The organism is Pseudomonas sp. 3JA (assembly GCF_036961705.1).
In the GTDB taxonomy this organism is placed as follows: Bacteria; Pseudomonadota; Gammaproteobacteria; order Pseudomonadales; family Pseudomonadaceae; genus Aquipseudomonas; species Aquipseudomonas fluorescens_Q.
This window is the reverse complement of the sequence record NZ_JBAMDJ010000002.1, coordinates 82227-94184: the sequence shown is the minus strand read 5'-3', so window position 1 is coordinate 94184 and position 11958 is coordinate 82227. Positions and strand designations below refer to the sequence as shown.

At 61.8% G+C, this 11958-nt stretch carries 13 protein-coding genes; all 13 read right to left on the bottom strand.

Annotated elements, in window-relative coordinates:
• Window positions 1-46 precede the first annotated feature (46 nt).
• From V7773_RS01975 to V7773_RS01915, 13 genes are read right to left on the bottom strand one after another with little or no spacing between them, the layout of a single operon-like run.
• The gene (locus V7773_RS01975; protein ID WP_079443419.1) at window positions 47-433 is read right to left on the bottom strand and encodes a nuclear transport factor 2 family protein; all 387 of its coding nucleotides are present in this window, start codon (window positions 431-433) and stop codon (window positions 47-49) included.
• Between the two features lie 13 nt (window positions 434-446).
• A complete protein-coding gene (locus V7773_RS01970) occupies window positions 447-1430 on the bottom strand; it encodes an SDR family oxidoreductase (protein ID WP_079443420.1) in 984 nt (327 codons plus the stop codon).
• Window positions 1427-2635 (bottom strand): MFS transporter, encoded by a 1209-nt coding sequence (locus V7773_RS01965; RefSeq protein ID WP_336072064.1) that lies wholly within the window; start codon window positions 2633-2635, stop codon window positions 1427-1429. Before V7773_RS01965 ends, V7773_RS01970 begins: the two co-directional genes overlap by 4 nt.
• A gap of 1 nt (window position 2636) precedes the next feature.
• Window positions 2637-3446 carry an enoyl-CoA hydratase/isomerase family protein gene (locus V7773_RS01960; protein WP_079443422.1) on the bottom strand — a complete coding sequence of 270 codons (810 nt, stop codon included), beginning with the start codon at window positions 3444-3446 and terminating at the stop codon, window positions 2637-2639.
• Window positions 3447-3478: 32 nt separating this feature from the next.
• Window positions 3479-4237, bottom strand: a complete 759-nt coding sequence (locus V7773_RS01955) for an enoyl-CoA hydratase/isomerase family protein (protein ID WP_079443423.1) — start codon at window positions 4235-4237, stop codon at window positions 3479-3481.
• Window positions 4234-5406 (bottom strand): acetyl-CoA acetyltransferase, encoded by a 1173-nt coding sequence (locus V7773_RS01950; RefSeq protein ID WP_336072063.1) that lies wholly within the window; start codon window positions 5404-5406, stop codon window positions 4234-4236. The genes V7773_RS01955 and V7773_RS01950 overlap by 4 nt, the downstream gene beginning before the upstream one ends.
• Entirely contained in the window at window positions 5403-5783 is a 381-nt protein-coding gene (locus V7773_RS01945) for a Zn-ribbon domain-containing OB-fold protein (protein ID WP_227778844.1), read from the bottom strand. The genes V7773_RS01950 and V7773_RS01945 overlap by 4 nt, the downstream gene beginning before the upstream one ends.
• A complete protein-coding gene (locus V7773_RS01940; protein WP_079443426.1) occupies window positions 5776-6243 on the bottom strand; it encodes a MaoC/PaaZ C-terminal domain-containing protein in 468 nt (155 codons plus the stop codon). Before V7773_RS01940 ends, V7773_RS01945 begins: the two co-directional genes overlap by 8 nt.
• Window positions 6240-6719, bottom strand: coding sequence for an FAS1-like dehydratase domain-containing protein (locus tag V7773_RS01935; protein ID WP_161493719.1), 480 nt, complete (start codon window positions 6717-6719; stop codon window positions 6240-6242). The genes V7773_RS01940 and V7773_RS01935 overlap by 4 nt, the downstream gene beginning before the upstream one ends.
• Before the next feature lie 13 nt (window positions 6720-6732).
• Complete coding sequence (locus tag V7773_RS01930) at window positions 6733-8850, bottom strand: acetate--CoA ligase family protein (protein ID WP_079443428.1); 2118 nt, start codon at window positions 8848-8850, stop codon at window positions 6733-6735.
• Between the two features lie 40 nt (window positions 8851-8890).
• Window positions 8891-9649 carry an SDR family NAD(P)-dependent oxidoreductase gene (locus tag V7773_RS01925; protein ID WP_079443429.1) on the bottom strand — a complete coding sequence of 253 codons (759 nt, stop codon included), beginning with the start codon at window positions 9647-9649 and terminating at the stop codon, window positions 8891-8893.
• A gap of 18 nt (window positions 9650-9667) precedes the next feature.
• Window positions 9668-10798 carry an acyl-CoA dehydrogenase family protein gene (locus tag V7773_RS01920; RefSeq protein ID WP_336072055.1) on the bottom strand — a complete coding sequence of 377 codons (1131 nt, stop codon included), beginning with the start codon at window positions 10796-10798 and terminating at the stop codon, window positions 9668-9670.
• On the bottom strand, window positions 10799-11827 hold the full coding sequence (locus V7773_RS01915; RefSeq protein WP_336072053.1) for an acyl-CoA dehydrogenase: 1029 nt from the start codon (window positions 11825-11827) through the stop codon (window positions 10799-10801).
• Between the last annotated feature and the right edge of the window lie 131 nt (window positions 11828-11958).

Here is an 11958-nt window from a genome sequence, read left to right as displayed (position 1 = left end):
TCGCCACGACTCTCAGTGCCATCTGAAAGTCTCGTGCAGAAACGGGTCAGACAGAGGCCGGCGTTTCGATGTCGCCTGGACCAAAGTAAGCACGCATCGATTTGATAAGCCCTTCCTCGGTAAAGGTCATGACGTCGATGACATTGACCCGCACCTCACCTTGAGGTGTCTTCATCACTGCCTGGAAGGCCATGGCGGCTGCATCGCCGTGAGAGGCGCGGATGGGGGCTGAAAGGCTCAGCACGGAACCGAAATTCATGGCGGTGCGGTAGAACGCCTCGATCTGCGTTTTTCCGGCCTTGGCGGGCGTGCCGTAAGGGTCTTCCACAGTAGCGTCGTCGCTGTACAGCGCGACAACGGCGTTCAAGTCGTTGCGGTTGAAGGCATCGATATAAGACTGCAGGGCGTTCTTCATCTGTGCTTCGGTAGGCATAAGGACTCCGTTATTAACCGGCTACTGAGGGGATAGGTTGCTGCATGTTCAGGGCGAGGTGCGCAAAGTCCGTCCCCGTGAGCCAAGCAGAGGTCTCCCAGAGCCATGTGCTCATCTCGGGAGCCAAAGCACTGGCTGCAACATGGGCCGGGCCGGGCGGACCTTTCATTTCGCCAAAACCGCGCGGACCATAGAACCCGCCCGGTTCAATGGGGTGGGCAGTGGCACCATACAACAAGGGTAGGGCGCCCTGCGCGGCGTCCTGGCCGAACAACGGCATGACGACCGACAGCGTCAGACTCACCAGATGGTCCTTCCAGTGCAGCGTGCCCTGTCGGTTACGGTTGGCGCCGATGTTGGTACGGGCCACCCCCGGGTGAACGGCCACGCTGGTCAGCGCGACGCCTGCCTGATCGGCACGACGCTGTAACTCTCGGGCGAATATCAGGTTGGCCAGTTTGGTCTGGTTATAGGCGCGCTGGGCTTCGTAATTCGATTCAAGGTGCAGGTCGTCGCGATCGAACCAACCTTGTTTGTGCATCAGGCTGGAGGTGGTGACGACGCGGGGCGCAGAGGCGGCCAGCAGCAGCGGTAACAGGCGAGCAGTCAGGGCAAAGTGGCCGAGGTGGCCGATGCCAAAGGTCAACTCATGACCGTCCGCCGTGGTGCGCCGTGTGCTCAGCGGTTGGATGCCGGCATTGTTGAGCAGGATGTCCAGGGGCAAGTCCTGTGCAAGCAACAGATCGCTGAACTGCTCGATGGCTTGCAGGTTGCCAAGGTCCAGGGAGGCGAACTCCACGTTGGCGTCTGCGCGCAGGTCTCGAATACGCTGGACTGCGGCCGTGCCGCCCGCCTGATCCCGGTCGACGATCAGCACCTGGGCGCCCGCCAATGCCAGGGCACGCGCAGCTTCGTAACCAATGCCACTGGCCGCCCCGGTGACCAGTGCGCGTTTACCCGCGAGGTTGAGAATCCTTGACTCAGCCCAGTCACTCATTTTTTGTTCTCCGTGTGGTTGGTGTGAGGCATGAAGAAAGACATCAAGCCCGCAAGGGCCAGTAACCCAGCCGTGCAGCCGAGTGCCAGAGCATAAGAACCGCGTTCAGCGATCAAGCCAATCAGGATGGGCCCAATGACCATGCCCAGGTCGGCTGACATTTGATAGCTGGCGATCACCGTGCCGCCACGGCCATCGGCGACATCACCCGCAGTCGCCGCGGCGGATGTTGCACAGAAGGCGGTGCCGAGACCCATGAAAGCCATCCCGGCGAGATAAGTCGACAACGACTCGCCGATCACAATGGTCAGAAAGCTGCACAGCACCAGCGCCAGGCCCAACATCAGGGTCGCTTTCCTGCCCCAGGTATCGACCAGTTGCCCGGACTTGGGCAAAAGCAGCGTCTGTGCCAGCGCACCGACCGTCAGGCCGATGCCAATCCACTTGGCGGGCTGTTGCAAGATCACCAGCAGAAACAGCGGCAGAATCGAAACCCTGACGCCATAGACGGCAAAGCCAATCGCGAAGTTGCTGGCGAGGGCAGCGCGGTAGGAGGGCAAACGCAGCGCCTGGGCAACACTCACCGGCGACTTGCCGGAGGTCAATTGTGCTGACCGTTGGTGACGCAGGTGTCGAAGCAGCAGCATTGCAACGACACACGCGGCACCGGCGCCCGCGCCGTAGATGAAAAACGGCAAGCGTACCGACATGCCCACGAACAGGCTGCCAATCGCCGGGCCTGTGACGGTTCCCACGTAATAGGCCCCCATGAACAGGCCCGAGGCCCGCCCTCGGTGACTGGCCTGAGTGGTGCGCAGCATCAGGTTCATGGCCGAGATGCTGTAGAAGATCGAGCCGACACCGCACAGCCCGCGAAACACCAGCAGCTCACTGGCTGAGGTGGCCATCCCAGCGCCAATACTGCTGAGTGCCAGCAGCGCCAACCCCCCGCAGAGCAGGCGATATTCGCCCAGTTGGTTCACCAGCCGTCCTCCCGGCCAAGCCATCAGAAGCCGGGCGAAGGGAAAGGACGCGATGATCATGCCAATCATCGTGCTCCCCACGCCCAATGACTGACCAAAGACCGGTATCGCGGGGGACTGGATACCAAAGCCAACGGCGGAGATGAAGCTGATGACACACAGGCAGCGCACCTCTAGGGAAATGCCACTCAACCAGCCCATGCTGGAAGGACTTGAGCGCATATCAGCGGCCATGGAAGGTAGGAGATCGCTTTTCCACGAATGCGCTGGCCGCTTCCTTGTGGTCGTTGCTGAGGAACGTTGCCGCCTCCAGGTGCAGCCCCGTCTCCATCACCAATTGGCTGCGATGGGTGAGGATTTTGTTCAGCGTACGTTTGGTGCCCTGCAAGGCAAGCGGGGGCAGGGCGGCCATGCGTTGGGCAATGGTGAAGGCCTGAGCTTGTAGTTCATCCGCCGGCACCGCACGCAGGGCCAGTCCCAGACGAGCAGCCTCGACCCCATTGAGGCGTTCGCCGGTCATCAGGTAGTACTTGGCGGCGCCCAAAGGCATCGCCAACGGCCAGGCGAGTGCGCCACCATCACCGGCCACCAGACCTATGGGCACGTGGGTGTCGGCGATCTGAGCGTCCTCGGCCATGATCACCACATCGCACATCAGCGCCAGGGTTGCACCGAGCCCCATCGCATAGCCCTGGACGGCTGCCACCATCGGCTGTGGCACTGCCACAAAGAGCTCGATGAGACGGGCGGCGCTCTCGGTGACCAGAGCGAGGTCTTCATAGGGCGTGCGTTCGACCTGTGACGAGTCGGCAAAGGCTTTGACATCCCCTCCGACGCAGAAGGCGCGCCCGGCGCCCCTGAGCACCACGGCCCGCACTTGGGTGTCGCGGCGCAGATCCGCCAGAATGGCTTCCAGCCCTTCGTGCATGTCATCGCCTATCGCATTCAGGCGATCCGGGCGGTTGAGGGTCAGGGTCAGCACACACTCCTGTTGTTCGGCGAGTATGCTGCGAAAGCGTCCGTAATCGGGCATGAGAAACTCCTTGGTCTTATTCGGTTCGAGGTTCAGCGTCGGTTGAGTTTTTCTTGCATCGCGGTGCGGGCTTGGGCGCGCTCAGGGCTGAGCAGGGCCAGGTTTTGCATCGTCACCTCGGCCTCCAGTTGCTCGGCCAGGCTGTGCCGTGTGGCGTGATTCAACAGCCGCTTGGTCAGGCCGACGGCGAGTCCGGGCTTGGCCGCCAGCTCTGCGGCTATCTGTAGGGCGCGATCGAGTAACTGTTGCGGTTCCAGAATTTCACTGACCAGCCCCCAGGCGTGCGCTTCCTCCACGCCAAGGCGACGGTTGCTGCTCAGCCAGGCGAACGCTCTGGCGTAGCCCAGCAGCCGAGTGATGTACCAACTGCCGCCGGCATCGGGCACCAGCCCGATGTCGACGAAGGCCGGCACGAATTTGGCGTGGGTCGAGGCAATACGAATATCGGCGGCACAGGCCAGCGACAGACCCGCCCCGGCGGCGGCACCGTTGACGGCGGCAATCACCGGCTTGTCCAGCGACGCCATGGCCAGCGTGTGGGCGTTGAAGGTATGGCGTAGCGTGTTGTGGCCCGCCTCTTCGGGGTTGTGCACGGTATTGAGGTCAGCCCCGGCGCAGAAGCCCCGACCATTGCCGGTGAGCACTACCGCGCGTATGTCCGCGTGGCTTGCTTCGTGCCAGGAGTCAGAGAGCTCACGGTGCAGCTCGCTGTTGAAAGCATTCAGCGAGTCCGGACGATTGAGCGTGATCACCAGCGTCGAGCCCTGTCGCTCTCGCAGTACGACACTCATAGCGTGGCCTGCGTGCCGAGAATGGCGGTGACCTGGCTGGAAAATTGACCGCCATTGCCGTGGGCCAGGGCGAGTTCAACGTTGCTCTGTTGCCTGAGTCCCGCCTCACCGCGCAGTTGGCGCACCGCTTCGATGATCGCGAAAATCCCATACATGCCAGGGTGGCAATAAGACAGGCCGCCACCGTTGGTGTTGACCGCCAGAGCTCCGCCCGGGGCGATGCGGCCATCGCTGACGAAGGCACCGCCTTCGCCCTTGGCACAGAACCCCAGGTCTTCCAGGAACATGATGGTATTGATGGTGAACGCGTCGTAGAGCTGCACGACATCAATGTCGCCCGGCTTGACGCCGGCCATCGCATAAGCGCGGGCCGAGGACTCGGTGGCGATCGTCGTGGTCAGGTCCGGCATCTGCGAGATGGCTCGGTGCGAATGGGCCTCACCGGCGCCCAGCACGTACACCGGCGGCCTGGCGAGATCCCGAGCGCGGTCGGCACGGGTCATCACCACGGCACCGCCGCCGTCGGTGACCAGACAGCAATCGCGCACACTCAAGGGGCTGCAGACCTGCTTGCTGTTCAGCACATCGTCGATGCTCAGCTCGCCCTTGTCGTGACAGAAGGCGACCGGGTTCAACAGTGCCCAGGCCCGTGCGGCCACGGCCACCTGCGCCAACTGTTCGCGTGTTGTGCCGTATTGGTGCATGTGGCGTACGGTGGCCAGCGCGTATCCGGAGACCGGATGGCGAGGCCTGTATGGCGCTTCGTAATTGGGCCTTTCTATCAGGCCACCGGGTGAGAGTTTGCGATGACCATCCGCACGCGGTGTGCTGCCGTAAACAATCAGGGCGGTATCACACAGACCCGCTTGAAGTGCGACCGCTGCGTGCAGCAGATACGACACGAACGAACTACCGCCAATATTGCCGCTATCGCTGTAGCGGGGACGAATACCCAGGTACTCGCCCAGATCAAGGTTGGGCATGAAGCGTCCGGTCACGCAGCCGAAAAGACCGTCGACATCCTGCATGCCCAGGCCCGCGTCAGACAGGGCGCGGACGGCGGCCTGGGCGGCGAGCTCGATCGAATAGCGTTCTGGCCCGACATCGCCCAGATCGGACTCGGCGATGCCAACGACAGCGGCAGCACCGCGCAAATGATGGGCACTCATGCGACGACTCCTTCGATCAGTTCGAACACTACACGAGGCTCTTGCCCCGCCAGTTTCTCGACCCGTGCCTTGACGCGCGCCCCGATGGAAGGCGCCTCGCAATTGACGACGGTGCTCATCATACGAAACCCCTCATCCAGGTCGACCAGCACGAGGTTGTAGTTCTGCTCTTTGTCATAGATGACGCTGGACGAATAGAGCGTGCCCAGCCGCTGGCTGTCACGCAGCACCAACTGCACCGAGCCACAGGCCGGGCAGCAGGGCCGCAGGTAGAACACCGCGCGCTGGCAGCCACTGCAGTGCTGGTAAACCAGCGCGTCGCGGGCCAAACCTTCCAGGTAGCGTTGATAGGGCGCGCGCTCGTGAATATCAGTCATGAGTGATCTCCCAGGTGTCGTGATAGGTCGCCATGGCATTGGCCACCAGAACATCCTGACGTTGTCCGTTAGCCGACTCGCGCCGTACCAGCAATTGGCAGCTCACCTGCATACCTCCTGCGGTTATGGGCTCAACCGCGATGACAGATCCGCTGAGGATCAGCGTATCCCCGGGCCATACCTGGGAGACGTAGCGCACTGAGTATTTGCGCAAGGCACTCAGGCCAAGCCACGACGTTGCGTAAGCAGAGAGAATGCCGGCCGTGAGCAAGCCGTGGGCAAACACGCTGCGATAGCCAGCTTTTTGCGCAAACGTTTCGTCATGGTGGATGGGATTAAAGTCCCCTCCGGCACCGGCGTAGCGGACGATGTCGGTGCGGGTGATCGGCCCGACAATTCGTTCGGGGGCCTCGTTACCTTTTTGAAAACGCTGAGAAACACGATTGGCGATGCTATTCATGTGGGCAAGACCTCGTAATCGCTCGCTACCGGAAGAGGGGGCATTTCAATGATGGTGCTGCGGGCTATCAATGCCAGTTGCTCGTGCTCATCGAAAAAGCTCATCTCCTTCACAATCAACGTCATCAAACCCTTCTTGCCTTGTTTCTGGCTGACATCTGAAATGACTGTGCGAACAGTGAACGTTTCGCCCTCCAGCAAAGGACGCAGGTATTCCCATTCGTTCCCGCCTGCCAACACGCGTGCGAGGTTGAGATTGAGCGGATTGCCTTCTGTTTCGGGTTGCCAGTGCGCAATCACCGAACTGAATGTGGGCGCCGCAGGTAGGGCGGCGAAGCCCTGTTGCCTTGCCGCATGGCGGTCGAAGTAGCAGGGTTGCGTGCAGTGCACGGCCTTGGCGAATTCGACGAGCTTGCCTTCTTCGACCTTGAATCGAAAAGACGGGAACTGATAGCCGATAAGAGATTGGTCTGCCATTGCATGCACTTCCTTAGTGACCGGTTGCCGAGGTGTCGGCAAGAACCACCAGGGCGTCGGCAGCGAACGCAAGACCGGCATCGACCCTGATCGGGTTGACGTCGATTTCCACGACTTCCTCCAACTCCAGGGCCAGGTTGCCAATGCCCATCATGATGGCGGCGACCTGATCCTGTTCCTGATCCGACAGACCGCGACGGCCCTGGATCAAACGCCCGTCCAGCAGTTGAGCGAGCGCCGAGCGGGCGGTTTCCCGGTTGAAAGGAGGGCGCAGCAGGGCGGTTTCCGCCAATTGCTCCACCAGCACGCCGCCCAGACCGATAGCGACCATCGGGCCAAATATCGGATCGCGCTGCAGGCCACACGTCAGTTCCATGCGCGCAGGTACCATTTGCTGGACCAACACGCCGTCCAGCGTGGCGTGCGGCGCGCGCAGCCGGACCTCCGCTAGCATCTCGCGGTAACCCTCGCGTACGGCCGCATCACCCTGCAAGCCGAGGCGAATGGCGCCCACATCGGACTTGTGAGGCAACTGATAAGACATGACCTTGAGCACCACTTTACCGCCGACTTGCCGTGCTGCGGCCACTGCATCGTCCTCGCTGTGAACCCATTCTTCTCGGGTCAACGGAATGCCGTACTCCGCAAATAGACGTTTGCCTTGTGCTTCCATCAGGACCCGTTCATCGGCAGGCAGTTGCAGGTGCCGGCGAGCACGCTGTGCCCGAGCCGGGTCAATGAGACTGCTATCCGGCTCGCTCAGCGGCTTGCGCGTAGAGTGGCGATACAGCGCCGCGAGAGATCTGGCGACGCGTTGTGGATCGGTATAGGTGGGGACACCGGCCTGCTTCAACGGCTCGACCAGATCGGTGGAAAGCACAGCTAACGGCTTGTCGATGCGCTGATAGAACGCGGCGAGGTCTTCTGCGGCGCTGATGGCGCGTGCCCAGGTGACGGTGGTGATCATGTCGACCGAAGGGCTCTGGGCGATCAGGTTCTGCAACAATCCAATGGCCTCCGGGCGTACGGCGGCAGTGGTGTCAATGGGGTTCGCCACGCTGCCAAAGAACGGTGTGTGCAGGACGTTGAGCATGTCGGTCTGCTCGTTATCCGGAAAGGTCGGAACGTCCAGCCCGCTCATCCCGGCTTCGTCGGCCAATAGGACTCCGGCACCACCGGACGCCGTCACGATTGCCAGACGGTTACCCCTGGCGCGGCGGCCATCCTGGAAAATCATTCCGAGGTCGAGCATCTCCTCCATGCTATTGGCGACGATTACTCCGTACTGCTGGCAGACCGCATCGAATACATCGACGGCACCGACCACTGAAGCGGTATGACTCATTGCCGCCTTGGCGGCGGCTTCCGAACGGCCCGCTTTGAGAATCACCAGGGGTTTGTCGAGGGCATGAGCGCGACGGGCCGCCTCGATGAATATGTGTGGATCGCGCAGTGTTTCGCTGAACGCCAGCAGGACGCGAACTTCTGGGCGCTCGACCAGATAGCGCAGCACCCCGGCAATATTCACATCCAGTTCATTGCCCGTGCTGACGAACCAGCCCAGACGCAGACCGGTCAATAAACCCTTGGTCGTCAGGTAGGAACCGAAACCGCCGCTTTGTGACACCAGGGCCACGCCGCCCCCGGGTGGCAGGGGTTCATCGGGTGTCAGGGCAAAGTTCGCCATTACACCGCCGCTGATGTTCAAGTAGCCGATGCAGTTGGGGCCGATCACTCGGATACCCGCCGCCTTGGCCATGTCGGTAACCCGTTGCTGCAAGGCGATGCCCTCGGCACCGGCTTCGGCGAAGCCGGAAGAGAGCAGGACCACGCCGCCGACGCCTATGCTGGCGGCCTGCTCCATCACACCTTCAACGGCATGACTGGCCACGGCGATGACCACCAGATCGACTGTCTGCGGCATATCGTGAAGGCTGGCGTAGGCGCGGGCGCCCTGGACCTCGGTGTCCTTGGGGTGAATCGGATAGAGCGCGCCGGTAAAGCTTCGCTTGAGATTGGCAAAGACCAGCCCCCCAATGCTGTTCAAGTTGTTGGACGCTCCCACCATGGCGATCGAGCGAGGAGACAGCAAGCGATCAAGATCGGGTGTGGCCGTGTCTGGTCGGTTCATTGTTATTGTCCTGTCATTTACGAATCAAAGTCGCCGGTGCTCAACGCACCATCATTGAACCGCCGTCCACGGACAGCACTTGTCCCGTCATGTACGAGGACTCTTCGCTGGCCAGATAGAGGAAGGTCGGGGCGATCTCGGTCGTCTCGGCCGAGCGGCGTAGTGGATGCTGTTTGAGCGCGGCTTCTCGGGCATCAGCGAACTTGGGATCGGTCATGATCGCTTTGGTCATCTCGGTGGCCGCCGCAGGCGCGACGGCATTGACCAGAATGTTGTGCTTGCCCAGTTCACGGGCGGCGGTGCGCATCATGCCGAGCATCGCCGACTTGGCGGCGGCGTAATTGATCTGGCCGATCGAGCCGTTTTGGGCGGTGGAAGAGCTGGCGAAGATGATGCGGCCCCAGCGGCGTTCGATCATGTTGTGGACGACCGCCTGCAACCAATAGAACGAGCCGTGAAGGTGAACGTCGATCACCTGCTTCCACTCGGTGTCAGTCATCTTGTGCAGCATGGCCGGGCGAGTGATGCCGGCATTGTTCACCAGAATGTCGATGGGGCCGAGGCTGGCCTTGATGGCCGCCGCTGCTGCATCGACTTCGCTGCGACTGGAAATATCGCAGCGGACAAACAAGGCGGTGCCACCTTCGGCGTTGATCTGTGCGGCCGCAGCCTCGCCGGCCGCGATATTGATATCGACGATAGCGACCTTGGCGCCTTCCTTGGCGTAGAGGTTAGCAATGGCCTGGCCGATACCTTGTGAGGCACCTGTGACAACGGCGACACGATTGTTCAAACGCATGATGATTCTCCCAAGGGGTCAGCGGGGCATGTCGAGCATGCGGGCGAGGATGTTTTTCTGGATCTGCGAGGAGCCCCCGTAGACGCTGACCGGACGCGAAGTGAAGTACTCGGCCAACCAGCCAGGGGCACTGCCTGTCAGGGCGTCGGCACCCAGTACATCCAGGGCGACGTGCATGGTGTATTGCGCCGCCCTGGACCACAGCAGCTTGCCCACTGAACCTTCCGGCCCTGGGTCTCGACCCGCCAGGCGTGACGACAATTGTTGGGCGACGTTGAGGCTCAAGGCTTCGATGTCGACATGGGCGCGGGCCAGTTTCATGCGAGTGCTCGCAGTGCTTATCAGACCCTTTTTATGAGCGATCTGCTCAAGCTCACGTAACTGGCGACGCAGTACTGAAATGGAGCCGGTGTCCGATGCGCCGCGCTCGTAAGCCACGGTGGTCATCGCGATGCGCCAGCCTGCGCCGGGGTCGCCGATGCGTTGTGTCTGCGGGATCAGTACATCGTCGAAGAACACTTCGGCGGTTTCCGGTTCGCCACTGTGCAGAACAATCGGGTTCACGGTGATGCCGGGGGCATTGAGCGGGGTGAGCAGGCAGGAGATTCCCTTGTGCTTGGCCGCGCTGCTGTCGGTTCGGGCCAGCAGCAGACACCAGTCGGCTTGCAAGGCACCACTGGTCCACATTTTTTGGCCATTGACCCGATAGGTGTCGCCGTCCAGGTCGGCGCGAGTGCGCAGGGACGCCAGATCCGAGCCGGCGCCCGGCTCGCTGAAGCCCTGGCACCACTGCACTTCACCGCTCAGGAGCGTGGGCAAAAACTGCAGCTTTTGCTCTTCGGTGCCGTAGGTGAAAATCGCTCGCCCAAGGTAATTCACCATGCCTGGCAGACGGGGTGCATCGGCACGCCCTGCCTCGTCATTGAGGATGGCATCGAAGGTGGGCGACAGGCCCTGACCGCCATATTCTTTGGGCCAGTTCAAACCGATGTAGCCGTCGGCATAGAGCGCCTTGTGCCAGCTCTTGGTCAACGCCCGCAGGCCTTGAGGGTCGGTGATTTCGCGCCAGTTGGCGGGGATGTTGTGCTTGAACCATTCGCGTAGCTCAAGACGGAATTTGGCCTCTTCGGCGCTATCTCGGTAATCCATTTACTGTGCTCCCAGGCGGGCATCGGCAATTCGCTGCAATTGATAGGATTCGTCACCCAACAGGCGGGCATTGAGCAGGGCGCGACGGGTATAGACGTGGGCGATGTGCTCCCAGGTTTGGCCTATCCCGCCGTAAACCTGCATAACGGTTTCGGTGACCGGCAGGGCGACCGACGCGGCATAGGCTTTGGCAGTACGCGCGGCGAGCAATGCCTGATCCGCATCCAGCTGATCGACTGCCCAGGCGGCAAAACAGTTGATGCTGTGGGCGGCCTGCGCCTGGACCAGCATCTCGGCGCACAAGTGCTGAATGGCCTGGAACGTCCCGATCAGTGCGTCGTACTGGACACGCTCCCGGGTGTAAGCCACCGCACCGGCCTGCGCGCCACTGATGACGCCGACGATGTCGGCAGACACGGCCACCAGCGCCAACGCCAGCCAGCGCTTGAGCTGTTCTTGGCTCAGCGGTGTGCCGATGGGCTGAGGGGGGAGGGTGGTTGCGCGGCGGTGCAACAGCAGGCGGGTTAGGTCGGCCGCGTCATGGCCGGGCTCGAAGCCCTGATCCAGGCTGACGCGTACTACTTGGCCATTGATCAGCCCGAGGGCGTAATGCGCACCCTCGACATCCCACGCGACCGCGCCGGCTTCGTCGGGTGCGGCGAGGCGTTCAAGTGAGCGATCCAGCAGAAGGCCATAGCGGGTTTCGCCAGCCGCCAGCTCTTCGAGCAGTTCGTCCGGGGCGCCCGCCAGGGCCAGTAATTCGCCGGCCAGCACGGCAGACGTGAAGGGTTGTGGCGTCAGGGTTTCTCCCAGCGCCTGGGCGGCGATCATCACCTCCACACCCGACGCCAGCGCAATGCCTTCATCGCGCATGCGCAGCCCCAGCAGACCGACTTCTGCCAGCATCTTCCAGCCGAGTTCACGATCTTTTGTTTTCAGATCATGGGGGTTAGCGATGCCGATCGATTGGGCCAGGCGCTTGGCCGTGGTTTCGAACATCTGTTGTTCTTCGTTGAATAAGGCGAGCACAGGAGGCTCCTCCACTATTAAGGGGCTGGAACGATTACGGGGAAATCGTGGTATTTCGCCGGCGGCGGCCTGGTACTGGCGCCCAGTGTTCGAGCGCCAGCAGGGGCGGTTTGTCGCCTGCCGACGACACA